Below are 24,461 nucleotides of genomic sequence, written 5' to 3'. Positions count from 1 at the left end.
CCTCGGTCTGTGCTGTGCCTCGTGCTAGAATGCGCCCCTTCGAATCTGGAGGTACACGCGTGCGCAAACTGGCAGTGGTATTGGCAGTGCTGGCCCTGGCTGGCTGTGAGAACGAGGTCGAGGGCGTGCACAACCAGGTGGCCGAACACCTGCACAATCCCAAGACGGCCAAGTTCGCCAACGTGCGGATCGACACTCAGGGTTCGATCTGCGGCCAGGTCCGCGGCAAGGATGACGCCGGCCAGTACGAAGCCTATCGCAGCTATGTGGCGATCAAGCACGATGGCCAGTACGAGATCCTGGTCGACGATAGCGGCAACAATCTGCGCATCCGTGAGATCTGCGGCGGTGCCGAGCTGCAGCGCCGTGCCGATGCCCTGGCTGGCGAACCGGCGCCGGAAGGCTGGGATGTCGAAGTCGTGCAGGGGCCCAATATGGGGGCACTCACCGACATGACCGCGCGCCTGATCGAAAAAGGCATCCCTTCCTGGGTCGAATACCGCGACGGCAAGCCTGTCGTGCTGATGGGGCCTTTCCCCACCAAGGACGAGGCCGATGCGCGCAAGGCCGACGTCATGGCACGCCTGGGCACGGATTCGATCGTCATTCAGCACGGCGTCAAGCGCTGATACTCCCGCGCCCGGGCGGGGGCGTTGCATAGCCTCGGTCATAGCCCCCTGTATTGCGGCCTCTACTGCCAAGGAGGCCGATCACGCCCGCCTTACCATTCGATAGGCCCCGATACAGCGACAACGAACCGGCACTGATCTTGTACAAGCGCCATGGCTTTGAAGTCGAAGGACATTTACTGGACTATGCTTTGCATGACGGCATCCTTGTCGATGCTGTTGCAATGGCGCGTGTGCGACGACGTACGGGGTGAAAGGAGGGGTCATGTCTAGCCTGGAACGAGCAATCGTGGTGGCGACCAGAGCCCACGAAGGGCAGATCGACAAAGGCGGCGCCGCATACATCCTGCATCCGCTGCGGGTGATGGAGCGGGTCTCGACGCCCGAGCAGCGGATCGTCGCGGTGCTTCACGATGTGCTGGAGGATACGCCGCTGACCCTGTCCGACCTGGCCCGCGAGGGCTTCACTCTGAAAATCCTGGCGGCGCTGCTGGCGTTGAGTCGGCGTGAGGGTGAGCGCTACGAGGATTTCGTCGTGCGGCTGGGCAGTGATCCGCTGGCGCGCGAAGTGAAGCTGGCCGACCTCGCCGACAACAGTGATCTCTCGCGAATTGTATGTCCGGGGCCCGCCGATATCGCCCGGCTGAGCCGTTATCGAGAGGCCAGCGCCTATCTGCAGGCGCTGGCGTGATAGCGCACGCCTTTGGCGGGGGCATCTGGTCACGATACGGGGCCGACTCTACAGGGAGTCAGCTGCTTCAGCCTCCGGGTCATTGAGCGTGGTCATGCACGCATCCATCAGTACATGCAGCGCGCTGATGCGCTCAAGCCCCAGCGCGTCCTGCAATGAGTCTTGGGCCGCCTGCCACGCCTGACTGCCTTCCTCGCGTTTTTCTATCCCGGCCTCGGTGATCTGCACCGCACGGCTGCGCGCATCGCCGCCCGCCGAAATGGTCAGCCAGCCCTGAGCTACCAGCGGTTGCATGTTGCGCGTCAGGGTCGAAGGTTCCATCTGCATGGCCTTGGCCAACTCACCTGGACGCAACGGGCCGAGCCGCAGCACATGGGAAAGCAGGGCGTACTGGGTGTTCTTCAGGCCTATGGCAGCCAAGTGCTGGTCGTAGTGGCGGGTGACCATGCGCGTCAATTGGCGCAGTTTGAGGTTTGTGCAGCCGGAGGGCTTGATTGATGTGTTCATGTGAAATATTGTACCTGCAACATTTGTATATGCAAATGTTCTGTTGGCCGGGGGCGATCAACCCTGGCGCCTGTTGGAACGGTATTCATCGGCTCAGGAGCATCCATGCGCTACACACCCTTTGGCAAGACCGGATTACAACTGTCCCAGCTGGCATTGGGTACAGGCAACTTTGGCACCGCCTGGGGTCATGGCGCCGACCCCGATGCATGCAAGGCGATGTTTGACACCTATCTTGAGGCTGGCGGTAATCTCGTCGATACGGCGGACATCTATCAGTTCGGTGAGTCTGAAACGCATCTGGGGCGCTTGCTGGCAGGGCGCCGCGATGAGGTGGTGCTGTCGACCAAGTTCACCCAGGGCGCCTCGCCCACTGCGGGCGTGCTGGCCACCGGCAATAGCCGCAAAGCCATGGTCACGTCTTTGGAGGCCAGTCTCAAGCGTTTGAACACGGACCGTGTCGATCTGTACTGGGCTCACTTCCCCGATCATGTGACCCCGACCGAAGAGCTGCTGCGTGGTCTGGAAGACCTCTCGCGATCAGGCAAGGTGCTGTATGTCGGCCTGTCCAACTTCCCTGCCTGGCGTGTGGCCCATGCGGCCACCTATGCCCAGCTTGCTCGCGCCGTGCCTATTGCTGCTGCACAGTTCGAACACAGCCTGGTGCGTCGCGAATGCGAGCTGGACCTGCTGCCGACCTGTCGAGCATTGGGGTTGGGCATGATGACTTTCTCGCCCTTGGGCGGCGGCATGCTGACCGGCAAGTACCGCCAGGGCGAGGCCGGGCGAGCCCAGGGCCTGGGCGGCAAGGTGTTCCAGGCAGAGAATTCGCCGCAGCGCAGCGCGATCCTCGATGCGCTGCTAGGTGTGGCGCAGGAGCATGGCGTACCGGCAGATCAGGTGGCGATCGCCTGGGCCGCCAGTCACGACACATTGCCGCTGATAGGGCCGCGCTCGCTGGCGCAGTTGCAATCGAACCTGGCGGGGCTTGAGGTGAAGCTCAGCAGCGAGCAGTTGCAGCGCCTGGATGACGTCAGCCAGCTCGTGTCGCTGCCCGTCGAGCGGACTGCTCGCATTCCGGTGGCATGACTGATCTTGCTTCCGGGGCGCCGTAAAGGCGCTCCCGGTTCATGAGGCTCAGCGGCAGTTGCCGGCCTTGCGGTAACCGGCCGCCCGGGCTTGCGACTCGGACTCGAAGCTCACCTGGTTCTTGGCCGACACCTGATTGTAGCCAGGGCAGCCGCTGGGCAGATGGTAGACGTGGCTGTTCTGGTTGCCGATGATCGTGCCCGTCATGCTGGCCTTGGCCAGGGTGGGCTGAGGTGTGGCCTTGATGGGTTTGTCGGCAACGCCACTGACCACACCGTCGCCGACGGTCTTGTAGCCGACTGTCCAGCGCCGCTCACCGCTCACGAACGGGTTGGCTTGCCCCATGATGCCGGCGATGCGACGGTCGCGCTCGCGCTCCCAGGGGGTGACCGGATACTGCTTGTCCCAGGCCATCAGTAGTTGTTGCTGCTGGCGAGACATGTTCAGGCCATAGCGATCGAACATATAGAAGGTGGTGCGGGCGACCAGGCCCTTGACTTCATCGCGCGGCTCGGCAGCGCGCTGGTTGAAATCGACGCGTGTCTTGCACTGGCCGTACTGCTGCCCCACACCCGACGCCATGCCATAGTTGAAGTTGCTGCGATCGCCATTCACCTCGCCCACGGCCGGGTACAGGTTGAACAGGTCGGCCTCCATGGCGCGGAATACCGGGTCGTCGTCGGCGCAGTGCTCGCGGCCACCGTTCTTCCAGCATTGACGTTGATGACCCAGGGTCCAAGCCGGCACGATGTGTTCCCACTCGGTGCGGTCGGCGCGGGTCTGTTGCTTTCGGGCTTGCAGGCCGCAGGAGGCGGGGTCGATGCGCCCGCCGGACTTGCCCACCCAGGTCCATTTGCAGCCGCAGTAGAGCTCACCCATGGCGCTGCTGGCCTGGTCGAGATAGATCTTCTGTTTGGCCACGACCTTGGCTTCGGCAAAGGTGGCGGGAGGGTTGGCGAGCGCTGGAGTGGCGACGGACAAGAGCAGGGCAACGGCAGACAGCAGTTTTTTCATGGGCGAGCGCAAATCATCTTTCGGTGGAAGAGGCGGGGCGGGGAGGAAGGATCAGTCTTCTTTGGGGACGGTCCAGAAGATCTGGATGCCGCCATCGTCACGGTGGGCGAGGGTGACGTTGTCGTTCTCGGCGATTTCTTCGAGCAGGGTTTCCCAGTCGTCGGGTGACTCGTGCTCCAGGCGGAAGATCAGTGCTGCGCGGCTGCGCTGGGCGGTGGGGCTGTTGATGATCTTCTGGATGCGTACGCCCAGTTGTTCATAACTGCTGGGCGCTGCGGCGGTGCTAGCCATGGAACTTTCCTTATTTTGCTGTATGTGCGTACAGTATTTCACTGTCAGTTTTTTCGCAACAGCATGTCAGGCAAAAAGCATCCAAAGGCTAATGCGGTTGTAGCAGGAGCGGCACAGGGCCGCTCCAACTCAAACCTGAATCAATATTCCCAGAAGATCCGCTGCAGTTCCTTGCTGTCCTGGGTCTTGGTCATGGCGACCATTGCCAGGATCCGCGCCTTCTGCGGGTTCAGGTCATGGGCCACGACCCAGTCATTCTTGTCGTCCGGCTGTTCGGCGTTACGCAGCACGAAACCGCCCTGGTTGACGTGCGAGGAACGAATGATCTGCACGCCTTCCTTGCGCAGTTCCTGCAGTGCCGGGACTACGCGCGACGACACCGAGCCGTTGCCGGTGCCGGCATGGATGATCGCCTTGGCGCCACCCTGGGCCAGGGCCTTGTAAGCGGTATCGGTCACGTTGCCGTAGCCATAGGCGATGTCCACTTGGGGCAGGCTGCTGATCTGCTTGATGTCGAACTCGGAGTTGCTGGTGTGGCGCTTGGCCGGCAGGCGGAACCAGTACGATTTGCCTTCCACGACCATGCCCATCGGACCCCAGGCGCTCTTGAACGCCTCGGTCTTGATGTTGACCGACTTGCTGACGTCACGACCGGACTGGATCTCATCGTTCATGGTCACAAGTACGCCCTTGCCACGCGACTGCTTGTCGCCAGCCACGGCCACGGCGTTGTACAGGTTGAGCATGCCGTCGGCAGACATCGCGGTGCCCGGACGCATCGAGCCGACGACCACGATCGGCTTGTCGGTCTTCTCGACCAGATTGAGGAAGTAGGCCGTCTCTTCGAGGGTGTCGGTGCCGTGGGTGATGACGATACCGTCGACATCCTTGCTGTCGGCCAGCTCTGCGACACGTTTTGCCAGCTTGAGCAGGTCGTCGTTGCTGATGCTTTCGGAGGCGATCTGCATCACCTGTTCGCCACGTACGTTGGCGATGTCGGCCAGTTCCGGCACCCCGGCGATCAGCTTGTCGATGCCCAGCTTGGCAGCTTGGTAGGTCGCGCTGTTGGCAGCGCTGGCACCGGCCCCGGCAATGGTGCCGCCAGTGGCGAGGATGACCACATTGGCGAGCTTCTGCTGTTGTTCTGCTTCCTTGGCGGAAACGGTCATTGGCAGTGCAAGCAGCAGGGCGAGGGCGCCCGGTGCGAAGGTTTTCAGTGCGGTGTTCATTATTTTTTCTTCTCTCTTCCAAATGAGATGTTTATTCGCACAGGGTTGTAGGCAGGTTCCGTACCAAGGGGTACGGCAGTGGTGAGGCGCAGGGCGAATTGAGTCGGATTTTTCGCGGGCAAACCCGCTCCCAGCGGTGTATGGAGCACTTAACTACGGCGCTGCCATGGTAGGCACGGGCTTTCCCACGAGGCGGGTTGCGGGTGTTTTGCTATTCGGAAATCCGAACAATCTCTACGAGAGCTATTCGGTTTTCCGACTATTTACCGGATAATCTCCGAGCAGTACGACGGGAGCTGGAACCCCGGAAAGTCATTTGACAAAACCTGTTCCTGTTCCCATAGTAAGGCAGCGCAAACGTTTGCGGTCCGATAAAAATCACAAGATTCGGAGTTATCCCATGAAGCTGCCGTTCCCAGGTCGTCTGCTGGCTATTGCCATTCTCTCCTCCCTGTCTCTCGCCATCCCGCTGTCCCAGGCCCATGCCGAGGACAAGCCCAAGGTCGCGCTGGTCATGAAGTCGCTGGCCAACGAGTTCTTCCGCACCATGGAGGATGGCGCCAAGGCCTACCAGAAAGAACATCCCAACGATTTTGAACTTGTCGCCAACGGCATCAAGGACGAAACCGACACCGGCAACCAGATCCGTATCGTCGAGCAGATGATCGCCACCGGCGCCAAGGCCCTGGTCATCGCTCCGGCCGACTCCAAGGCTTTGGTGCCTGTGATCAAGAAAGCCATGGACGCGGGCATCACCGTGGTCAACATCGACAACCGCCTCGACCCCGAAGTGCTCAAGAGCAAAGGTATCAGCGTGCCGTTCGTTGGCCCCGACAACCGCAAGGGCGCGCGTCTGGTTGGCGATTACCTGGTGAAAGAGAAGCTCAAGGCCGGCGATCAGGTTGGCATCATCGAAGGTGTGCCGACCACCACCAACGCCCAGCAGCGCACCGCGGGCTTCAAGGATGCGATGGAGGCCGCGCAGATGAAGATCGTCTCGGTGCAGTCTGGCAACTGGGAAATCGACAAGGGCAACGCCGTTGCCGCCTCGATGCTCAACGAATACCCCGATCTCAAGGCGCTGCTGGCGGGTAACGACAGCATGGCCCTGGGCGCGGTCTCGGCTGTGCGTGCTGCCGGCAAGACCGGCCAGGTACAGGTGGTCGGCTACGACAACATCAACGCCATCAAGCCGATGCTCAAGGACGGCCGTGTGCTCGCCACGCTCGACCAGGCAGCCAGTCAGCAGGCCGTGTTCGGTATCCAGGCGGCGCTTAAGATGGTCAAGGGCGAGAAGCCTGATGTCGATGCCGACAATGTCATCCAGACACCGGTAGAACTGATCACCAAGTGATGCTGGCAGTGCGCTGAGTCCGATGCAGCGGTGGTTCGCCGCTCCCGCAGAGTCAGCGCCAGTTCAAGCAGTTGCAGCGCGTTCCATGAGAGAGGTGGCCATGTCGGCCCATGAATCCGTGCTCAGTGTCACCGGCCTGGGCAAGACGTACGCCCAGCCCGTTCTCGGCGATGTCACGCTAGACCTGCGCGGTGGCGAGGTGCTCGCCCTGACTGGCGAGAATGGCGCCGGCAAGAGCACCTTGTCCAAGCTCATCAGTGGCCTGGAAACTCCCACCACCGGGCAGATGACCTACCGCGGCAAACCCTACAGCCCTGGCAGTCGCAGCGAGGCCGAGCGCCTCGGTGTGCGCATGGTGATGCAGGAGCTCAACCTGCTGCCCACGCTCACCGTTGCCGAGAACCTGTTCCTCGACAACCTGCCCAGCCGCGCCGGCTGGATCAGCCAGAAGCGCCTGCGCCAGTTGGCCACCGCGGCCATGGCCCAGGTCGGGCTGGACGCCATCGATCCGGACACCCCGGTCGGCGAGCTGGGCATTGGCCATCAGCAGATGGTCGAGATCGCCCGCAACCTGATCGGCGACTGCCACGTGCTGATCTTCGACGAGCCCACTGCGATGCTTACTGCGCGCGAAGTGGAGCTGTTGTTCACGCAGATCGAACGTCTGCGCCAGCGCGGCGTGGCCATTGTCTATATCTCGCACCGGCTCGAAGAGCTGCAGCGTGTCTCGCAGCGCATCGCCGTGCTGCGCGACGGCAAGCTGGTGTGCGCCGAGCCGATTGCTCGCTACAGCAGCAACGAATTGGTCAACCTGATGGTCGGCCGCGAAGTCGGCGAGCACATCGACCTTGGCCGCCGCGAAATCGGTGCGCCGTTGCTCAAGGTCGAACACATGACCCGTGGCGACAAGGTGCGCGATGTGTCGTTCGAGGTCAGGGCAGGGGAGATCTTCGGTATCTCCGGGCTGATCGGTGCCGGGCGTACCGAGCTGTTGCGGCTGATCTACGGTGCCGATCGCGCCGACAGTGGCAGCATCCAGCTCGGACGCCCGCTGCAGCCGGTGGTCATCGACTCGCCCAAAGCCGCTGTGCGCGCCGGTATCGCGCTGATCACCGAGGACCGCAAAGGCGAGGGCCTTCTGCTGCCGCATTCGATCAGCGCCAATGTCGCCCTGGGCAACCTGGGTGCGGTATCGCGGGCCGGCATCCTCGACGCCACTGCCGAGCGTGAGCTTGCCGAGCGGCAGATCAGCGCCATGCGTATCCGTAGCGCGAGCTCTGCCCAGGCGGTCGGCGAGCTGTCTGGTGGCAATCAGCAGAAGGTGGTGATCGGTCGCTGGTTGGAGCGCGATTGCCAGGTGCTGATGTTCGATGAACCCACCCGCGGCATCGACGTCGGCGCCAAGTTCGACATCTATGGGTTGCTGGCCGAGCTTGCCCGCCAGGGCAAGGCCCTGGTGGTGGTGTCCAGTGACCTGCGCGAGCTGATGCTGATCTGCGACCGCATCGCCGTGCTTTCCGCTGGCCAACTGATCGAGACCTTCGACCGTGATGGCTGGAGCCAGGACCAGATCCTTGCCGCCGCCTTCGCCGGTTATCAGAAACGTGACGCACTGCTGCATGACGCAGCTCCCAGGATGGATGTATGAAGACCCCCTCCCTCGACTCCGCCGGCAGCACGCCGGCCCGCCGCAGCGGCACTTATTTCGGCCTGGGCACCTACCTGGGGCTGGCCGGCGCCTTGCTGGCGATGATCGTGCTGTTCTCGTTCCTGAGCAGCCACTTCCTCTCGTACGCCACCTTCAGCACCCTGGCCAACCAGATACCCGACCTCATGGTGTTGGCCGTCGGCATGACCTTCGTGCTGATCATCGGTGGTATCGACCTGTCGGTCGGTTCGGTACTTGCCCTGGCCGCCTCGACCGTCAGCGTCGCCATCCTCGGCTGGGGGTGGAGTGTGCTGCCTGCCGCGCTCCTGGGCATGGCCATCGCCGCCCTGGCCGGTAGCATCACCGGTGCGGTCACCGTGGCCTGGCGCATTCCGTCGTTCATCGTCTCGCTCGGCGTGCTGGAAATGGCCCGCGGCCTGGCCTACCAGTTCACCGATTCACGCACCGCCTATATCGGCGACGCATTCTCCTGGTTCTCCAACCCGATCGCCTTCGGGATATCCCCGGCCTTCATCATCGCCTTACTGGTGATCGTGCTCGCCCAGCTGGTACTGACCCGCACCGTGTTCGGTCGTTACCTGATCGGCATCGGCACCAATGAAGAGGCCGTGCGCCTGGCAGGCATCGACCCGCGTCCGTACAAGATCGGCGTGTTTGCGCTGATGGGGTTGCTGGCCGGTCTGGCCGCGCTGTTCCAGATTTCCCGCCTTGAGGCTGCTGACCCGAATGCGGGCTCGGGCCTTGAGTTGCAGGTGATTGCCGCCGTGGTGATCGGCGGCACCAGCCTGATGGGCGGGCGAGGCTCGATCATCAGCACGTTCTTCGGTGTGCTGATCATTTCCGTACTGGCTGCGGGCTTGGCGCAGATCGGCGCTTCCGAGCCAACCAAGCGCATCATCACTGGCGCTGTGATCGTCATCGCCGTGGTCCTCGATACCTATCGCAGCCGGCGTGCGACCCGGCGGAACTGACCCATGGCAACCATCAAAGACGTCGCGGCACTGGCGGGTATTTCCTACACCACTGTGTCCCATGTATTGAACAAGACCCGTCCGGTCAGCGAGCACGTGCGGCTGAAGGTCGAGGCCGCCATCGCCGAACTGGACTATGTTCCAAGCGCCGTGGCCCGCTCGCTCAAGGCGCGCAGCACTGCGACCATCGGCTTGCTGGTGCCCAGCAGCGTCAACCCGTACTTCGCCGAGCTGGCGCGCGGTATCGAGGACGGCTGCGAGCGCAACGGTTATTGCGTGATCCTGTGCAATTCGGACGATGATCCGAAGAAGCAGCGCAGCTACCTGAGGGTGCTGCTGGAAAAACGCATCGATGGCCTGATCGTCGCCTCGGTGGGCGAAGACCGTGACCTGCTCGAAAGCCTGGCTGCCGTGCGCACGCCAATGGTCATCGTCGACCGAGCCCTCGAAGGTGTCGATGCCGACCTTGTGCGTATCGATCACGAGCTGGGGGCCTATCTGGCTACGCGCCACCTGCTTGAACTCGGCCATACCGACATTGCCTGCATCGGCGGTCCGGCCGAGACTGGCGTCAGCCAACTGCGTGTGACCGGTTTTCGTCGCGCCATGGCCGAGGCCGGGCTGGACGTGGCCGCCGATCGCGTGCTGCATAGCGACTTTACCAGCCCTGGTGGGCACGCAGCGGCTGCGCAGTTGCTCGAAGACAGGCCGCCGACGGCGATCTTTGCGGGCAACGACATGATCGGCTTCGGTGTGTTGCGTGCTGCGGCCGAGCGCAATATCGACGTCCCTGGCCAGCTATCGGTAATCGGTTTCGATGACATCGAGCTGAGCCGCTATGTGTATCCGCCGCTGACCACTGTCGGCCAGTCGATCCGCGAGCTGGGCGACAGCGCTGCGCAGTTGCTGCTGTCGCGCATCGCTACACCGCGCCGCGATACGGCGCAGCAACGTATCGTCGCGCCGCGTATCGTGCTGCGCGAATCCACCGGGCCGCGCCCGGACCTGTTCAATGATTACCGCTAAGGAAGACCCATGCATGCCAAGGTCGTAGTGGTCGGCAGCCTCAACATGGACCTGGTGGCCCGTGCCGAGCGTCTGCCGCGTGGCGGCGAAACCCTCGCCGGCGACAGTTTTTTCACCGTGCCCGGCGGCAAGGGTGCCAACCAGGCCGTCGCTGCCGCGCGCCTGGGGGCGAGCGTGGCCATGGTCGGCAATGTCGGCGATGACGCCTATGGCCAGCAGTTGCGCCAGGCCCTGGAGAGCGAAAATATCGATTGCCAGGCGGTGGGCGTCTGCGCGGGCGTGTCCAGTGGCGTGGCGTTGATCGTGGTGGATGCCGCCAGCCAGAACGCCATCGTCATCATCCCGGGCGGCAATGGCCTGTTGACCCCCGAGTCGGTGCAGCGCTTCGATGCGTTGCTGCAGAACGCCGAGGTGATCATTTGCCAGCTCGAGGTGCCACCTGCCACCGTGGCGTGGACTCTGGCTCGCGGTCGCGAGCTGGGCAAGACGGTCATTCTCAACCCGGCCCCGGCGACGGGTCCGCTGCCCAGAGCGTGGTTCGCCCATATCGACTACCTCATCCCCAACGAGAGCGAGGCCGAGGCCTTGACCGGCCTGCCGGTGAACGATATCGACAGTGCTCGCTGTGCCGCCGAGCGCCTGCGCGAATGGGGTGCGGGCAAGGTGATCGTCACCCTGGGCGCTGAAGGTGCATTGTTCGTCAGCGAGCATGGCAGCCGTCATTTCCCGGCGACCAAGGTCAAGCCGCTGGACACCACGGCGGCAGGCGACACCTTCGTTGGTGGCTTCGCGGCGGGGCTTGCCTGTGGGCTGGAGGAGGGCGAGGCGATCGTGCGGGGGCAGCGTGCTGCAGCCATCTCGGTCACACGTGCAGGGGCGCAGCCATCCATTCCCTTCCTTAAGGAGTTGGCGCCATGAAGAAGACCGCGCTGCTCAATATCGCCCTGTCGCGCACCATTGCCGGCTTGGGGCACGGCGACATCCTGGTGATCGGCGACGCCGGCCTGCCGGTGCCACCAGGGGTGGAATTGATCGACCTGGCATTGACGCCGGGCATTCCGGACTTTGCCAGCGTGCTGCGCGTAGTGCTCAGCGAGATGCAGGTGGAGCGGCATGTGTTGGCCGAGGAGATTTTCAGCGCCGCACCGTCTGGGCTGGTGGAGGTCGAGGAGCAGCATGCGCTGGGCTTGCTCGGTGAGCGCCAGCGCATGTCTCACGAGGCGTTCAAGGCCTTGAGCCAGCAGGCGCGGGCGGTGGTCCGCACGGGGGAATGCAAGCCCTACAGCAATATTGCGTTGATTGCGGGTGTCACGTTCTGAGGTAGAGGGCGTCTTTATTGGCCCGCCCACCCGAAACAGACCAAACAACAAAAGCAAAGGAGTGAAGCGGGATGTTGATCAACAAAGCCAAACGTTTGCTACAAGGAGTCGTGCTCATGTCCACGATGACTGCTGCCAGTGCATTCGCCGCCCCACGTGACCTGATCATCGACACCGACCCCGGCGCCGACGATGTCGTGGTCTTGTTTCTGGCCATGGCCTCGCCCGAGGAGCTGAAGATCCGCGCCATCACCACCGTCGCCGGCAATGTGCGTCTCGACAAGACCTCCCGCAACGCACGCCTGGCGCGCGAATGGGCCGGCCGTGAAGACATTCCGGTCTACGCCGGGGCGGGGCGCCCCCTGGTGCGCACGCCGATCTACGCCGCCGATGTCCATGGCGAGGAAGGCTTGACCGGTGTCGCGGTGCATGAGCCCAAGCAGCCTCTGGCCAAAGGCAATGCCGTGCAGTACCTGGTCGACACCCTCGATACCGCCGAGCCCCACAGCATCACCATCGCCATGCTCGGCCCGCAGACCAACCTCGCTCTGGCGCTGATCCAGAAGCCGGAAATCGTCAAGGGCATCAAGGAAGTGGTGATCATGGGCGGCGCCCACTTCAATGGCGGCAACATCACCCCGGTGGCCGAGTTCAACCTCTACGCCGATCCGCATGCTGCCGAAGTGGTGCTGGCCAGTGGCGTCAAGCTGACTTACCTGCCGCTGGACGTGACCCACAAGATCATCACCAGCGACGCTCGTCTCAAGCAGCTCGCCGCTGTCGGCAACGACGCCAGCAAGAAGGTGGTGGACATCCTCAACGCCTACATCAAGTACGACATGGACAAGTACGGCATGAGTGGTGGCCCGGTGCACGACGCCACGGTCATCGCCTACCTGCTCAAGCCAGAGCTGTTCAGTGGCAGGCAGATTCACATGACAGTCGACAGCCGCGAAGGCCCGACCTTCGCCCAGACTGTCGCCGACTGGTACGGCGTGCTCAAGCAGCCGGCCAACGTGATGTGGATCGAGAACGGCGACGCCCAGGGCTTCTTCGACCTGCTCAGCGCTCGCCTGGCTCGATTGAAATAGCGGCGTGCGGCGCGTAGCGCTCGAACACTTGTTCGATGAAGCTGCGCGCCGCTTCACTGCCCCGATCACGGACCAGCAGGTCGATGGCGATCAGCAGTAATTCTTCCGGAGTGCCCGGGCTGTAGGCGCTCTGGCCCTCGGCCCATTTGACCTTGATGTCGGCGTCTATGCTGTGGGTGTTCATGGGGGTACTCGCGACTGTGCCTGGTGCCTGGGGTCGAACACCGGCTCCTGGCGTTCGCGGGGGAGGCGAGACGCACTCCACGTCTGCCAAGTAAATCATGCCTTTGCCGCCGTTGCGCTGCGACTTAAGCATAAGCAGGCCGCCCGCCCTAACCAATCGCCACGGTGCAAAATCCGGTCACGATTGCTTTTGGCCTGATCGGGCGAGATCAGGCAGACTTGAGCGGTTTTGCAACAAACTGTGAGCGGAGCGGTCGCATATGACAGTTCCCGAGATCGATTAGGAGGATTCATGTTTCGTACCCGCGCTTCCCTGGCGACCTTGCTGATGGCTGCCGTTCTGGCTGGTTGCAGCACCGGTGGGTCGTCTGATGGCGGCAGCGCCGCGCCGACGACCCCTGCTGGTGGCGATGGCCGTTGCAGCGCCGGTGGTGCCGATTTCGCTGTCGGCAAGCAGGGCACGCCCGAGCTGCTTGAGCAGGCCCGCAAGGCAACTGGCGCGCAGACCGCTCGCATCCTCAAGCCCCATGATGTCGTCACCCTGGAATACCGTTCCGATCGTTTGAACCTGAACGTCGACGAGCAGGGCAAGGTCATCCGCGCCAACTGCGGCTGATCGCCCGAGGGAGATGGTTTGTCCGGATAAATCCGAATCCATGAAAAAACCCGCCGGTGAAGGCGGGTTTTTTTACTGCGGTATCCGAATTACTCCGGACGAACCTGAGCAGCCTGCATGCCCTTCTGGCCTTTTTCGGCAACGAAGGAAACAGTCTGGCCTTCTTTCAGGCTCTTGAAGCCGTCGGATTCGATGGCCTTGAAGTGTACGAACAGGTCGTCGCCGCCGCCTGCTGGGGTGATGAAGCCGTAGCCTTTCTCATCATTGAACCATTTGACGGTGCCTTGTTGGCGATTGGACATGAGGTGAATCTCCAGAACATTTAGTTTTTCAGTGGTGCAATGCGGCCGAGGCTACGGAGCACCGGCAACATCATAGTCTAATTCTGCTTATGTAGCGCTGTTTACCTTAGCCGGATACTGATCTGGCGCAAACAATGCGCGATCGGTGCGGCTCGGCGGGTCATCATTTTGGCTTGCAGGCGGCCTGTACCACGCTCTGGGCTTTCGCCATCAACTTGGCGTCGACGCCGTCCGTGCTGTCGAGGTCCTGGATCTCCTTATCGGTGAAATTCTTTTTGATGGCTTGGGCGCCGCAATCGCAGTGCTTCTTCGCCGTTGCCGCGTCCACGCCCTGGCCGGTCGCGACTTGCTGGCACTGGGTCATGTAGGCTGCCTCCTTGCCGGCGGGGAAGTTACCTGCGGTGGCGGCCAGTGGCAGCAGCAGGACGCTCGCGGCACACGCGGCCAGAAGAGACTGAACTCGCATAACCAGACACTCCTTGGGTTAGGTCTCATCAAGAGTAGGATGCTTCAGAGGGTCTGATAGGAATTTTTCCGTACAAGTTCACCGCTCCGGCGTAAATTCCAAATATTTCTGCGTCACGCGCAGGCCGCGTGCTAGCATGGTCGGCTTGCAGCTGTTCACGTCCAGCGCGCAAGTTTTCTTTCCAGTCACTCTGGTTCGCCCCTGACAGGCCGAAAGGCTTCTGCCGCTGTGAGGCAGGCTTTCCTCCGGGAAAGGCAGGTCGGATCTTGTACTGGCTCATCCCAACCCACGTGACCTTTGGTAGGGGTCACCACTAGGAGAGGAGGCGCCATGCCCACCATTACTCTTCCCGATGGCAGTCAACGTTCGTTCGACAAGGCCGTAACCGTAGCTGAAGTTGCCGCATCCATTGGTGCAGGCCTCGCCAAGGCCACCTTGGCCGGCAAGGTCGACGGCAAACTGGTCGATGCCTGCGACCTGATCGAACACGACGCCACCCTGCAGATCATCACCCCCAAAGATGAAGAGGGACTGGAGATCATCCGTCACTCGTGCGCCCACCTGATCGGCCACGCGGTGAAGCAGCTGTACCCGACCGCCAAGATGGTGATCGGCCCGGTGATCGACGAAGGCTTCTATTACGACATCGCCTACGAGCGTCCTTTCACCCCCGAGGACCTCGCTGCGATCGAACAGCGCATGCACCAGCTGATCGACAAGGACTACGACGTCGTCAAGAAGATGACCCCGCGTGCCGAAGTCATCGATGTGTTCAGCACCCGTGGCGAAGACTATAAGCTGCGTCTGGTTGAAGACATGCCGGACGAGCAGGCCATGGGCCTGTACTATCACGAAGAATACGTCGACATGTGCCGTGGCCCGCACGTGCCGAACACCCGTTTCCTCAAGGCGTTCAAGCTGACCAAGCTGTCCGGCGCCTACTGGCGCGGCGACGCCAAGAACGAGCAGCTGCAGCGCGTGTACGGTACCGCCTGGGCTGACAAGAAGCAGCTGGCGGCCTATATCCAGCGCATCGAAGAAGCCGAAAAGCGCGACCACCGCAAGATCGGCAAGCAGCTCGACCTCTTCCACCTGCAGGAAGAAGCCCCAGGCATGGTGTTCTGGCACGCCAACGGCTGGACCGTGTACCAGGTACTCGAGCAGTACATGCGCCAGGTCCAGCGCGAGAACGGCTACCAGGAAATCAAGACCCCGCAGGTCGTCGACCGCATCCTCTGGGAGCGCTCCGGCCACTGGTCCAACTATGCCGAGAACATGTTCACCACTTCGTCGGAAAACCGCGACTACGCGGTAAAACCGATGAACTGCCCGTGCCACGTGCAGGTGTTCAACCAAGGCCTGAAGTCGTACCGCGACCTGCCGCTGCGCCTGGCCGAATTCGGTGCCTGCCACCGTAACGAGCCGTCCGGCGCCTTGCACGGCATCATGCGCGTGCGCGGCTTCGTGCAGGACGACGCCCACATCTTCTGCACCGAAGAGCAGGTGAAGAAGGAAGCGGCCGACTTCATCAAGCTGACCCTGGACGTGTACAAGGACTTCGGTTTCACCGACGTCGCCATGAAACTGTCCACTCGTCCGGCCAAGCGTGTCGGTTCCGAAGAGCTGTGGGACCGTGCTGAAGGTGCGCTGGCCGACGCCTTGAACGAATCCGGTCTGGCTTGGGAATACCAGCCGGGCGAGGGCGCGTTCTATGGTCCGAAGATCGAGTTCACCCTGCGCGACTGCCTCGGTCGTAACTGGCAATGCGGTACTCTGCAGTACGATCCGAATCTTCCGGAGCGTCTGGATGCCAGCTATATCGCCGAAGATAACGCCCGTAAGCGTCCTGTGATGCTGCACCGCGCCATCCTCGGCTCGTTCGAGCGCTTCATCGGCATGCTGATCGAGCACTACGCCGGTGTGTTCCCAGCGTGGTTGGCACCGACCCAGGCGGTGATCATGAATATCACCGACAAACAGGCCGATTTCGCCCTCGAGGTGGAAAAAACGTTGAACGGAAGCGGTTTCCGTGCCAAGTCCGACTTGAGAAATGAGAAGATCGGCTTTAAAATCCGCGAGCATACGTTGCTGAGGGTCCCGTACCTTTTGGTTATAGGGGACCGCGAAGTCGAAACGCAAACCGTCGCTGTGCGTACTCGCGAAGGCGCAGACCTGGGCTCCATGCCCGTCGCGCAATTCGCTGAGCTCCTGTCGCATGCGGTTTCCCGGCGTGGTCGCCAAGAATCGGAGTAATGACTATTAAGCGTGAAATGAGAAACGATAAACGAACTGCACCTAAGGCACCGATCAACGAGAATATCTCGGCACGCGAGGTTCGGTTAATTGGCGCTGATGGCGAGCAGATTGGCATCGTCTCGATTGATGAAGCGCTTCGTATCGCTGATGAAGCGAAGCTGGATCTGGTGGAAATCTCCGCTGACGCTGTCCCACCTGTTTGCAAGGTGATGGACTACGGCAAGCACCTCTTCGAGAAGAAGAAGCAGGCCAACGAAGCGAAGAAGAACCAGAAGCAGATCCAGATCAAAGAAATCAAGTTTCGTCCAGGGACGGAAGAAGGGGATTACCAGGTAAAACTACGCAACCTGGTACGTTTCCTTACCGATGGGGACAAGGCCAAGATCTCTCTGAGATTCCGCGGCCGTGAGATGGCCCACCAGGAGCTGGGTATGGAACTGTTGAAGCGGGTCGAAACCGACCTCGTCGAATACGGGACCGTCGAACAGCATCCTAAGATGGAAGGACGCCAGCTTATGATGGTCATCGCTCCCAAAAAGAAGAAGTAATCTCCCGGGCACGGCAGGCCTGATGATTATTGTGTAATTTTATCGAATGCGGAGTTCCAACATGCCAAAAATGAAAACCAAGAGCGGTGCTGCGAAGCGTTTCCTGAAAACAGCTTCCGGCTTCAAGCACAAGCACGCTTTCAAGAGCCACATCCTGACCAAAATGTCGACCAAGCGTAAGCGTCAACTGCGCGGTGCCAGCTTGCTGCACCCGTCTGACGTGGCAAAAGTCGAGCGCATGCTGCGCGTACGTTAATTTCGGTCAAAGATAGAGGAAGTTACTCATGGCTCGTGTAAAGCGTGGCGTCATCGCTCGTAAGCGTCACAAGAAAATTCTGAAACTGGCTAAAGGCTACTACGGTGCACGCTCGCGCGTATTCCGCGTCGCCAAGCAAGCGGTCATCAAGGCAGGCCAATACGCCTACCGCGACCGTCGCCAGAAGAAGCGTCAGTTCCGCGCTCTGTGGATCGCTCGTATCAACGCCGGTGCCCGCACCAACGGCCTGTCCTACAGCCGTCTGATTGCTGGCCTGAAAAAGGCGTCGATCGAAATCGACCGCAAGGTTCTGGCCGACCTGGCAGTGAACGAAAAAGCGGCGTTTGCTGCGATTGTCGAGAAAGCTAAAGCCGTCCTGGCTTAAGTACCCGCGACAATCATCCGCCGGCACTCCGTGTCGGCGGGTGTAAAACGTCATCGATAGGGGAAGAGCCTTCAAAGCTCTTCCCCTATTTTCGTATCTGGAGTCTGTACATGGAAAACCTGGACGCGCTGGTCTCCCAAGCCCTCGAGGCCGTGGAGCGCGCTGAAGACATCAATACCCTGGAACAGATCCGGGTCCAATTTCTCGGCAAGAAGGGCGAGCTGACCCAGGTGATGAAGACCCTGGGCAACCTGCCAGCCGAAGAGCGCCCCAAGGTCGGTGCGCTGATCAACGACGCCAAGGAACGTGTCACTGACGTGCTCAACGCACGCAAGGCCGCCTTCGAAGAGGCTGAGCTGAACGCTCGCCTGGCTGCCGAATGCATTGATGTCACCCTGCCAGGCCGCGGCCAGGCCACCGGTGGCCTGCACCCGATCACCCGTACCCTCGAGCGCATCGAGCAGTTCTTCACCCACATCGGCTACGGCATCGCCGAAGGCCCTGAGGTCGAAGACGACTACCACAACTTCGAAGCGCTCAACATCCCCGGCCACCACCCGGCCCGGGCGATGCACGACACCTTCTACTTCAATGCCAACATGCTGCTGCGCACCCACACTTCGCCCGTTCAGGTGCGGACCATGGAAAGCACCCAGCCGCCGATCCGCATTGTCTGCCCGGGCCGCGTATACCGCTGCGACTCGGATATCACCCACTCGCCGATGTTCCACCAGATCGAAGGCCTGCTGGTCGACCGCGACATCAACTTCGCCGACCTCAAGGGCACCATCGAAGAGTTCCTGCGGGTGTTCTTCGAGAAAGAGCTGGCGGTGCGTTTCCGTCCGTCGTTCTTCCCCTTCACCGAGCCGTCCGCCGAAGTCGACATGGAGTGCGTGATGTGCTCCGGCAAAGGCTGCCGCGTGTGCAAGCAGACCGGCTGGCTGGAAGTGATGGGCTGCGGCATGGTCCACCCGAACGTGCTGCGCATGTCCGGCATCGACCCGGAAGAATTCTCCGGCTTCGCCTTCGGCATGGGTGTCGAGCGCTTGGCCATGCTGCGCTATGGCGTCAACGATTTGCGTCTGTTCTTCGACAACGACCTGCGGTTCCTGGCGCAATTCCGCTAGGCCACACCTCGACGCAATCTTCAGGAGAACAGCATGAAATTCAGTGAACAGTGGCTGCGCGGTTGGGTAAACCCGCAAGTCTCCCGTGACGAACTGGTCGCCCGCCTGTCCATGGCCGGCCTGGAAGTTGACAGCGTCACCCCGGCGGCTGGCCAGTTCAGCGGCATCGTGGTGGGTGAGATTCTCGCCACCGAGCAGCACCCGGACGCCGACAAGCTGCGTGTCTGCCAGGTCAGCAACGGCCAGGAAACCTTCCAGGTGGTCTGTGGCGCCCCCAATGCGCGCCCCGGCATCAAGATCCCGTTCGCCATGATCGGCGCCGAACTGCCTGGCGACTTCAAGATCAAGAAGGCCAAGCTGCGTGGTGTCGAATCCTTCGGCATGCTGTGCTCGGCCGCCGAGCTGCAGATCAGCGAAGAGAACGACGGCCTGCTGGAGCTGGCAGCCGACGCGCCGGTGGGTGAAGACATTCGCCAGTACCTCAACCTGGACGACGCCAGCATCGAAATCGGCCTGACCCCCAACCGCGGCGACTGCCTGTCGGTGGCGGGCCTGGCGCGCGACGTCAGCGCCCTGTACGACGTCCCGGTTACCCGTCCGGTAGTCCCGGCCGTCGCACCTGCCCACGACGAAGTACGCCCGGTGGACGTCAGCGCTCCCGCGGCCTGCCCACGCTACTTGGGACGCGTCATCCGCAACGTCGACCTGAGCAAGCCGACCCCGCTGTGGATGGTCGAGCGCCTGCGCCGCAGCGACGTACGCAGCATCGACGCTGCCGTCGACATCACCAACTACGTGATGCTCGAACTCGGCCAGCCGATGCACGCCTTCGACCTCGCCGAAATCAACGGCGGCATCCGCGTGCGCATGGCCGAGGAGGGTGAGAAGCTCGTCCTGCTCGACGGTCAGGAAGTTGCCCTGCGTAGCGACACCCTGGTCATCGCCGACCACACCCGCGCCCTGGCCATCGCCGGCGTCATGGGTGGCGAGCACAGTGGTGTCAACACCGAGAAGACCCGCGACCTGTTCCTGGAGAGCGCCTTCTTCGAGCCTGTTTCCGTTGCTGGCAAGGCCCGTTCCTACGGCCTGCACACCGATGCCTCGCACCGTTACGAGCGCGGTGTCGACTCGCAACTGGCCCGCGAAGCCATGGAGCGCGCTACCGCCCTGGTGCTCGAGATCGTCGGCGGCGAAGCCGGCCCGATCGTCGAAGCCGTGAGCGAGCAGCACCTGCCCAAGGTTGCTCCGGTCACCCTGCGCGCCGAACGCGTCAGCCAGATGCTCGGCATGGACATGGCCCCGGCCAAGATCGAACAACTGCTCAACGCCCTGGAGCTGAAAACCAGCACCAATGGGGCAGGGGTGTGGACTGTCGAGATCCCGAGCCACCGCTTCGACATCAGCCTCGAAGTCGACCTGATCGAAGAGCTGGCGCGCCTGTACGGCTACAACAATCTGCCGGTTCGCTACCCGCAAGCCCGCTTGGCCCCCAAGGCTCGTTCGGAATCGCGCGGCGAGCTGCCGGTCCTGCGTCGCCTGCTGGTCGCCCGCGGCTACCAGGAAGCCATCACCTACAGCTTCATCGATCCCAAGCTGTTCGAGCTGTTCACCCCGGGCGTCGAGCCGCTGATGCTGGCCAACCCCATCTCCAGCGACATGGCCGCGATGCGCGCCTCGCTGTGGCCGGGCCTGGTCAAGGCGCTGCAGCACAACCTCAACCGCCAGCAAGACCGCGTGCGCCTGTTCGAAAGCGGCCTGCGCTTCGTCGGCCAGTTGGGCGACCTCAAGCAGCAACCGATGATCGCCGGCGTGATCACCGGCAGCCGCCTGCCGGAAGGCTGGGCCAATGGCCGTGACAGTGTCGATTTCTTCGACATGAAGGCCGACGTCGAAGCCCTGCTGGGCTACTCCGGCGCGCTCGCCGACTTCAGCTTCAGCGCAGGCAAGCACCCAGCCCTGCACCCTGGCCAAACCGCCCGCATCGAGCGCGACGGCAAGGAAGTGGGCTACCTGGGCGCGATCCACCCGGAGCTGGCCAAGACCCTCGGCCTGGAGCGTCCCGTGTTCGTCTTCGAGCTGGTACTGGGTGATGTGGTCGAAGGTCGTCTGCCGAAATTCAGCGAACTGTCCAAGTTCCCTGAAACCCGTCGTGACCTGGCGTTGATCGCAGGACGTGATGTGGCGTCGAGCGCCGTGCTTGAAGTAATTCGTGACAATGCAGGGGAATGGCTCACAGACCTCAGGCTGTTTGATGTCTACCAGGGTAAAGGTATTGATCCTGATAGAAAAAGCCTCGCGGTCGGCTTGACCTGGCAGCATCCATCGCGCACTCTTAACGACGATGAGGTGAACACCACCCTGCAAAATATCCTCACCTCGCTCGAACAAAGGTTGAACACCACGTTAAGGAAATAACGGCATGGGTGCTCTGACGAAAGCTGAGATGGCCGAAAGGCTGTACGAGGAGCTGGGGCTTAACAAGCGCGAGGCCAAGGAGCTGGTCGAGTTGTTTTTCGAAGAAATTCGTCACGCGCTTGAGGAGAACGAGCAGGTCAAGTTGTCCGGATTCGGCAACTTCGACCTTCGCGACAAACGCCAGCGGCCGGGCCGCAACCCCAAGACAGGGGAAGAGATCCCGATCACCGCACGGCGCGTCGTCACCTTTCGTCCAGGGCAGAAACTGAAAGCCCGGGTTGAGGCCTATGCTGGAACCAAGCCATAACGACGAGCTGCCCCCCATTCCGGGCAAACGCTACTTCACCATCGGTGAGGTGAGTGAGCTCTGTGCGGTAAAACCGCACGTGCTGCGTTACTGGGAGCAAGAGTTCCCGCAGCTCAACCCGGTCAAGCGCCGCGGAAACCGGCGGTATTATCAGCGCCAAGATGTGCTGATGATCCGCCAGATCCGCGCGTTGCTGTATGACCAGGGCTTCACCATCGGCGGCGCGCGCTTGCGCATGTCCAGTGATGAGGCCAAGGATGACACGACCCAGTACAAGCAGCTGATTCGACAGATGATTGCCGAGTTGGAGGATGTGCTGGTGGTGTTGAAGAAGTGACCTGCTTGGCGATGAATGGATTTTTTTGAAAAAAAGCTTCCATTATTCAAAAGGTTAGGTTAGATTTCTTACCGTTCTCAGCGGTACCGAGAATAGAGTCGGGGCGTAGCGCAGCCCGGTAGCGCACTTGCATGGGGTGCAAGGGGTCGAGTGTTCGAATCACTCCGTCCCGACCAAAAAACTCCAAAGAATCCAGTCACTTAGCGGTGACTGGATTTTTTTATGCATTCTCATTTTATCGCTGACAGAAATCTTGCCTCGCTTTTTGCCCCACCGAAATGTCGCTCGGATTAGCACATGAAGGTCCTCGGGGTGGAAGTGAAAATGATTACGTCATGATCTCGGGACGTGTTCCCACCGGTTGGCACGCAACTGGGCCGGACGGCATGTGCCGCTGCGGACGTTGTGGACGACCTCGCACTATGAGCGGCCGGTGATGCCGTAAGACTGCGAATGTGGTGGAAAAGGATGGGAAGCCCCGCTTTTTATTCCTTTGTTGGAAAAAAAGATCCATGGTTTCCGAGCGCTCTACTACGAGGGTTACACGGCTCAGGCAAGTCGGGATCGGCAATTAGAAAGAAGACGCTAAATTGACGCCAAGATGATGGCTAAATAACATTGCCCGCTATTTCATTTCCAGGGACTGGAACATGCTGGCAGGTGTTACCCCCGTACCGCGACTCGCCGTCTGCGCGCTGCGGGCCATTCTTGATGTCGGCGGTGCCCAAGCCGCCTCACCCGGCGACCAGGACCTGATCCGCGAACGCCAGAACCGTCTGCTCGAAGAACAGCAACGCCGCCTCGACGAGTTGCGCACCCTGCCGGGCAAAGCCGCCGGGCAGGGAGAGGCGCCGTCGCGCGAAGAAACTCGCTGCTTCACCATCCGCACCATTACCCTCAAGGGTGCCAACAGCCTTTCCAATGGCGAACGCGAACGCCTGTTGGCGCCGTTCATTGGCCAATGCCTGGGCGTCAGCCAGCTCAACGATCTGCTCAAGGTCATCACCAACCATTACCTGGACCGTGGCCGGGTGACCAGCCGTGCCTACCTGCCGCAGCAGGACCTGTCCACCGGCCATCTGCAAGTGCTGGTGGTCGAAGGGCGCCTGGAGAGCCTGCGCGCCGATCCTGACAGCGGCCTGAGCGAGCGCGAGTTGGCCATGGCCTTTCCCGGCTCGCCGGGCGAGGGCCTGAACCTGCGTGAAATCGAGCAGATGGTCGACCAGCTCAACCGCTTGCCGTCGAACCGGGCGCAAATGGAACTGGCCCCCGGCGAGGCCGTGGGCGGCAGCCAGGTGCTGGTGCGCAACCAGGCGCAGAAACCCTGGCGCGCTTCGCTGTCGCGCAATAACGGCGGGCAGCGCAGCACCGGCGAGCAGCAGTTGAACCTGGGCCTTGAATGGGACAGCCCGCTGGGCCTGGCCGACCAACTGGTGCTACGCGGCGGCCACGACGTGGTCAGCGACCACACCCAGGGCTCGAAGAACGGTGCGCTCTATTACAACCTGCCCTGGGGCTGGTGGAACTTCAGCTACAGCTACAGTGAGAGCGAGTACCGCGCCCAAGCCCAGGGCAACGGTTTCAGCTTCAGGCAAAGCGGCGACAGCCAGAACCACCAGTTGCGTGCCGAGCGCGTGGTGCACCGCGACGCCACCAGCAAGACCTCGCTCAACGCCGGCATCGCCCACCTGCGCACCAACAACTACATCGAAGACAGCCGCCTGGATGGCAGCAGCAACCGTCTGAGCGAAGCACAGTTCGGCATCAACCATGGCCGTCGTCTGGGCAATGCCTTCGTCAACCTCGACCTCGGCCTGCAGGAAGGCATCGGTGCTTTCGACGCCCAGGACAACGGCCACCCGCGCCCCGGCGAACCGGTGGCGCGCTATCGCAAGTACACCGCCACCGTCAGCTACGTGCAGGGCTTCGAAGTGCTGGGCGAGCGCCTGAGCTTCAGCAGCCTGGCCACCGGTCAGCGCAGCGAGGACGTGCTGTTCAGCCCGCAGCGCATCAGCCTGGGCGGCGAGGCCTCGGTGCGCGGCCTCAAGGACCAGTAGTTGTCGGGCGACAGTGGCGCGTACTGGCGTAACGACCTGCGCTGGACTCGCCCGGTCACCTGGGCCGCCTTGCGCCCGGTGCTGGCCGAGTATGGCGTGGGCCTGGGCTACGACATTGGCGTGATCCACAACGACCGCTACAACGGCGACCGCCATGGTCGTGCCAGCAGCCACGCTTTCGAGCTGTTCGCCCGCGGCCAGCACCTGGCGGCCAGCGTGACCTTCGCCCACAGCCTGGAGCGCCCAGGGGCACTACCCGACAAGGAACGCCCAGTGTACTTCCGCCTGGACCTGTTCATCTGACCCACTGATTCAAGAGACAGCAC

The 24,461-nt window shown here is 61.9% G+C and carries 26 protein-coding genes, 1 tRNA gene and 1 pseudogene; 21 read left to right on the top strand and 7 right to left on the bottom strand.

Features of this window, described 5'->3' with window-relative positions:
- The first annotated feature begins 59 nt into the window (after positions 1–59).
- The gene (locus tag AB688_RS17640) at positions 60–629 is read left to right on the top strand and encodes an SPOR domain-containing protein (RefSeq protein ID WP_063545319.1); all 570 of its coding nucleotides are present in this window, start codon (positions 60–62) and stop codon (positions 627–629) included.
- Positions 630–894: 265 nt separating this feature from the next.
- Positions 895–1,320, top strand: coding sequence for a hypothetical protein (locus AB688_RS17635; protein WP_063545318.1), 426 nt, complete (start codon positions 895–897; stop codon positions 1,318–1,320).
- 48 nt (positions 1,321–1,368) lie between these two features.
- Here AB688_RS17635 and AB688_RS17630 read toward each other — a convergent pair whose 3' ends face one another.
- On the bottom strand, positions 1,369–1,827 hold the full coding sequence (locus tag AB688_RS17630) for a MarR family winged helix-turn-helix transcriptional regulator (RefSeq protein ID WP_054892065.1): 459 nt from the start codon (positions 1,825–1,827) through the stop codon (positions 1,369–1,371).
- A gap of 105 nt (positions 1,828–1,932) precedes the next feature.
- Here AB688_RS17630 and AB688_RS17625 point away from each other — a divergent pair, with 105 nt between their 5' ends.
- Positions 1,933–2,916 carry an aldo/keto reductase gene (locus AB688_RS17625; RefSeq protein WP_063545317.1) on the top strand — a complete coding sequence of 328 codons (984 nt, stop codon included), beginning with the start codon at positions 1,933–1,935 and terminating at the stop codon, positions 2,914–2,916.
- 48 nt (positions 2,917–2,964) lie between these two features.
- On the opposite strand, the gene AB688_RS17620 is transcribed toward AB688_RS17625, so the two are convergent.
- From AB688_RS17620 to AB688_RS17610, 3 genes are all read right to left on the bottom strand, one after another.
- Complete coding sequence (locus tag AB688_RS17620) at positions 2,965–3,930, bottom strand: endonuclease (RefSeq protein WP_063545316.1); 966 nt, start codon at positions 3,928–3,930, stop codon at positions 2,965–2,967.
- A 51-nt stretch (positions 3,931–3,981) separates the two neighbouring features.
- Positions 3,982–4,221: a DUF1654 domain-containing protein gene (locus AB688_RS17615; protein ID WP_054892062.1), complete on the bottom strand. Its 240-nt coding sequence runs from the start codon at positions 4,219–4,221 to the stop codon at positions 3,982–3,984.
- 140 nt (positions 4,222–4,361) lie between these two features.
- On the bottom strand, positions 4,362–5,450 hold the full coding sequence (locus AB688_RS17610; protein ID WP_054892061.1) for an asparaginase: 1,089 nt from the start codon (positions 5,448–5,450) through the stop codon (positions 4,362–4,364).
- Positions 5,451–5,850: 400 nt separating this feature from the next.
- On the opposite strand from AB688_RS17610, the gene AB688_RS17605 reads away from it, so the two are divergent.
- The 7 genes from AB688_RS17605 to AB688_RS17575 all read left to right on the top strand — a co-directional run bounded on the left by AB688_RS17605 (position 5,851) and on the right by AB688_RS17575 (position 12,880).
- Positions 5,851–6,804, top strand: coding sequence for a sugar ABC transporter substrate-binding protein (locus tag AB688_RS17605; protein ID WP_054892060.1), 954 nt, complete (start codon positions 5,851–5,853; stop codon positions 6,802–6,804).
- 94 nt (positions 6,805–6,898) lie between these two features.
- The gene (locus AB688_RS17600) at positions 6,899–8,452 is read left to right on the top strand and encodes a sugar ABC transporter ATP-binding protein (protein WP_155738250.1); all 1,554 of its coding nucleotides are present in this window, start codon (positions 6,899–6,901) and stop codon (positions 8,450–8,452) included.
- Positions 8,449–9,444: an ABC transporter permease gene (locus AB688_RS17595; protein ID WP_063545314.1), complete on the top strand. Its 996-nt coding sequence runs from the start codon at positions 8,449–8,451 to the stop codon at positions 9,442–9,444. Before AB688_RS17600 ends, AB688_RS17595 begins: the two co-directional genes overlap by 4 nt.
- Positions 9,445–9,447: 3 nt before the next feature.
- Positions 9,448–10,470 (top strand): LacI family DNA-binding transcriptional regulator, encoded by a 1,023-nt coding sequence (locus tag AB688_RS17590; RefSeq protein WP_063545313.1) that lies wholly within the window; start codon positions 9,448–9,450, stop codon positions 10,468–10,470.
- Between the two features lie 9 nt (positions 10,471–10,479).
- Positions 10,480–11,388 (top strand): ribokinase, encoded by a 909-nt coding sequence (rbsK, locus tag AB688_RS17585; RefSeq protein ID WP_063545312.1) that lies wholly within the window; start codon positions 10,480–10,482, stop codon positions 11,386–11,388.
- The gene (gene rbsD, locus AB688_RS17580) at positions 11,385–11,789 is read left to right on the top strand and encodes a D-ribose pyranase (protein WP_063545311.1); all 405 of its coding nucleotides are present in this window, start codon (positions 11,385–11,387) and stop codon (positions 11,787–11,789) included. The genes rbsK and rbsD overlap by 4 nt, the downstream gene beginning before the upstream one ends.
- A gap of 116 nt (positions 11,790–11,905) precedes the next feature.
- Complete coding sequence (locus tag AB688_RS17575; RefSeq protein ID WP_419555243.1) at positions 11,906–12,880, top strand: nucleoside hydrolase; 975 nt, start codon at positions 11,906–11,908, stop codon at positions 12,878–12,880.
- Here AB688_RS17575 and AB688_RS17570 read toward each other — a convergent pair.
- Entirely contained in the window at positions 12,852–13,064 is a 213-nt protein-coding gene (locus AB688_RS17570; protein WP_063545310.1) for a hypothetical protein, read from the bottom strand. The two genes, AB688_RS17575 and AB688_RS17570, sit on opposite strands and share 29 nt — an antisense overlap.
- Positions 13,065–13,355: 291 nt before the next feature.
- On the opposite strand from AB688_RS17570, the gene AB688_RS17565 reads away from it, so the two are divergent.
- Positions 13,356–13,679 (top strand): I78 family peptidase inhibitor, encoded by a 324-nt coding sequence (locus tag AB688_RS17565; protein ID WP_063545309.1) that lies wholly within the window; start codon positions 13,356–13,358, stop codon positions 13,677–13,679.
- Between the two features lie 89 nt (positions 13,680–13,768).
- Here the strand turns inward: AB688_RS17565 and AB688_RS17560 are convergent, their stop codons facing one another.
- Complete coding sequence (locus AB688_RS17560) at positions 13,769–13,981, bottom strand: cold-shock protein (protein ID WP_012313861.1); 213 nt, start codon at positions 13,979–13,981, stop codon at positions 13,769–13,771.
- Positions 13,982–14,144: 163 nt separating this feature from the next.
- Complete coding sequence (locus tag AB688_RS17555; RefSeq protein WP_054892052.1) at positions 14,145–14,447, bottom strand: hypothetical protein; 303 nt, start codon at positions 14,445–14,447, stop codon at positions 14,145–14,147.
- 330 nt (positions 14,448–14,777) lie between these two features.
- On the opposite strand from AB688_RS17555, the gene thrS reads away from it, so the two are divergent.
- From thrS to AB688_RS17505, 10 genes and pseudogenes are all read left to right on the top strand, one after another.
- Positions 14,778–16,700, top strand: coding sequence for a threonine--tRNA ligase (thrS, locus tag AB688_RS17550; protein ID WP_054892051.1), 1,923 nt, complete (start codon positions 14,778–14,780; stop codon positions 16,698–16,700).
- Positions 16,700–17,251: a translation initiation factor IF-3 gene (infC, locus tag AB688_RS17545; protein ID WP_172964767.1), complete on the top strand. Its 552-nt coding sequence runs from the start codon at positions 16,700–16,702 to the stop codon at positions 17,249–17,251. The genes thrS and infC overlap by 1 nt, the downstream gene beginning before the upstream one ends.
- Positions 17,252–17,312: 61 nt before the next feature.
- Positions 17,313–17,507 (top strand): 50S ribosomal protein L35, encoded by a 195-nt coding sequence (gene rpmI, locus AB688_RS17540; protein WP_003250667.1) that lies wholly within the window; start codon positions 17,313–17,315, stop codon positions 17,505–17,507.
- A gap of 28 nt (positions 17,508–17,535) precedes the next feature.
- Positions 17,536–17,892 (top strand): 50S ribosomal protein L20, encoded by a 357-nt coding sequence (gene rplT / locus AB688_RS17535; protein ID WP_003250671.1) that lies wholly within the window; start codon positions 17,536–17,538, stop codon positions 17,890–17,892.
- 110 nt (positions 17,893–18,002) lie between these two features.
- A complete protein-coding gene (pheS, locus tag AB688_RS17530; RefSeq protein ID WP_054892050.1) occupies positions 18,003–19,019 on the top strand; it encodes a phenylalanine--tRNA ligase subunit alpha in 1,017 nt (338 codons plus the stop codon).
- Positions 19,020–19,052: 33 nt separating this feature from the next.
- Positions 19,053–21,434, top strand: a complete 2,382-nt coding sequence (pheT, locus tag AB688_RS17525; protein WP_063545308.1) for a phenylalanine--tRNA ligase subunit beta — start codon at positions 19,053–19,055, stop codon at positions 21,432–21,434.
- Positions 21,435–21,438: 4 nt separating this feature from the next.
- Positions 21,439–21,741, top strand: a complete 303-nt coding sequence (gene ihfA, locus AB688_RS17520; RefSeq protein ID WP_003250679.1) for an integration host factor subunit alpha — start codon at positions 21,439–21,441, stop codon at positions 21,739–21,741.
- Positions 21,722–22,078, top strand: coding sequence for a MerR family transcriptional regulator (locus AB688_RS17515; RefSeq protein ID WP_054892048.1), 357 nt, complete (start codon positions 21,722–21,724; stop codon positions 22,076–22,078). The genes ihfA and AB688_RS17515 overlap by 20 nt, the downstream gene beginning before the upstream one ends.
- A gap of 99 nt (positions 22,079–22,177) precedes the next feature.
- Positions 22,178–22,254, top strand: a tRNA-Pro gene (locus AB688_RS17510).
- Between the two features lie 474 nt (positions 22,255–22,728).
- A pseudogene (locus AB688_RS17505) lies at positions 22,729–24,438 on the top strand (ShlB/FhaC/HecB family hemolysin secretion/activation protein).
- The last annotated feature ends 23 nt before the right edge of the window (positions 24,439–24,461 follow it).

Origin of the sequence: Pseudomonas putida, from assembly GCF_001636055.1 — a bacterium.
Lineage (GTDB): Bacteria > Pseudomonadota > Gammaproteobacteria > Pseudomonadales > Pseudomonadaceae > Aquipseudomonas > Aquipseudomonas machongensis.
The sequence above is the reverse complement of the archived record's forward strand: the minus strand, read 5'-3'. Positions and strand labels throughout refer to the sequence as shown.

Excerpts from the sequence above, each read along its gene's own strand:
- AB688_RS17635 (WP_063545318.1), top strand. The coding sequence starts at position 895 with ATGTCTAGCCTGGAACGAGCAATCGTGGTGGCGACCAGAGCCCACGAA.
- AB688_RS17630 (WP_054892065.1), bottom strand. The coding sequence starts at position 1,827 with ATGAACACATCAATCAAGCCCTCCGGCTGCACAAACCTCAAACTGCGC.
- AB688_RS17625 (WP_063545317.1), top strand. The coding sequence starts at position 1,933 with ATGCGCTACACACCCTTTGGCAAGACCGGATTACAACTGTCCCAGCTG.
- AB688_RS17620 (WP_063545316.1), bottom strand. The coding sequence starts at position 3,930 with ATGAAAAAACTGCTGTCTGCCGTTGCCCTGCTCTTGTCCGTCGCCACT.
- AB688_RS17615 (WP_054892062.1), bottom strand. The coding sequence starts at position 4,221 with ATGGCTAGCACCGCCGCAGCGCCCAGCAGTTATGAACAACTGGGCGTA.
- AB688_RS17610 (WP_054892061.1), bottom strand. The coding sequence starts at position 5,450 with ATGAACACCGCACTGAAAACCTTCGCACCGGGCGCCCTCGCCCTGCTG.
- AB688_RS17605 (WP_054892060.1), top strand. The coding sequence starts at position 5,851 with ATGAAGCTGCCGTTCCCAGGTCGTCTGCTGGCTATTGCCATTCTCTCC.
- AB688_RS17595 (WP_063545314.1), top strand. The coding sequence starts at position 8,449 with ATGAAGACCCCCTCCCTCGACTCCGCCGGCAGCACGCCGGCCCGCCGC.
- AB688_RS17590 (WP_063545313.1), top strand. The coding sequence starts at position 9,448 with ATGGCAACCATCAAAGACGTCGCGGCACTGGCGGGTATTTCCTACACC.
- rbsK (WP_063545312.1), top strand. The coding sequence starts at position 10,480 with ATGCATGCCAAGGTCGTAGTGGTCGGCAGCCTCAACATGGACCTGGTG.
- rbsD (WP_063545311.1), top strand. The coding sequence starts at position 11,385 with ATGAAGAAGACCGCGCTGCTCAATATCGCCCTGTCGCGCACCATTGCC.
- AB688_RS17575 (WP_419555243.1), top strand. The coding sequence starts at position 11,906 with ATGTCCACGATGACTGCTGCCAGTGCATTCGCCGCCCCACGTGACCTG.
- AB688_RS17570 (WP_063545310.1), bottom strand. The coding sequence starts at position 13,064 with ATGAACACCCACAGCATAGACGCCGACATCAAGGTCAAATGGGCCGAG.
- AB688_RS17565 (WP_063545309.1), top strand. The coding sequence starts at position 13,356 with ATGTTTCGTACCCGCGCTTCCCTGGCGACCTTGCTGATGGCTGCCGTT.
- AB688_RS17560 (WP_012313861.1), bottom strand. The coding sequence starts at position 13,981 with ATGTCCAATCGCCAACAAGGCACCGTCAAATGGTTCAATGATGAGAAA.
- AB688_RS17555 (WP_054892052.1), bottom strand. The coding sequence starts at position 14,447 with ATGCGAGTTCAGTCTCTTCTGGCCGCGTGTGCCGCGAGCGTCCTGCTG.
- thrS (WP_054892051.1), top strand. The coding sequence starts at position 14,778 with ATGCCCACCATTACTCTTCCCGATGGCAGTCAACGTTCGTTCGACAAG.
- infC (WP_172964767.1), top strand. The coding sequence starts at position 16,700 with ATGACTATTAAGCGTGAAATGAGAAACGATAAACGAACTGCACCTAAG.
- rpmI (WP_003250667.1), top strand. The coding sequence starts at position 17,313 with ATGCCAAAAATGAAAACCAAGAGCGGTGCTGCGAAGCGTTTCCTGAAA.
- rplT (WP_003250671.1), top strand. The coding sequence starts at position 17,536 with ATGGCTCGTGTAAAGCGTGGCGTCATCGCTCGTAAGCGTCACAAGAAA.
- pheS (WP_054892050.1), top strand. The coding sequence starts at position 18,003 with ATGGAAAACCTGGACGCGCTGGTCTCCCAAGCCCTCGAGGCCGTGGAG.
- pheT (WP_063545308.1), top strand. The coding sequence starts at position 19,053 with ATGAAATTCAGTGAACAGTGGCTGCGCGGTTGGGTAAACCCGCAAGTC.
- ihfA (WP_003250679.1), top strand. The coding sequence starts at position 21,439 with ATGGGTGCTCTGACGAAAGCTGAGATGGCCGAAAGGCTGTACGAGGAG.
- AB688_RS17515 (WP_054892048.1), top strand. The coding sequence starts at position 21,722 with ATGCTGGAACCAAGCCATAACGACGAGCTGCCCCCCATTCCGGGCAAA.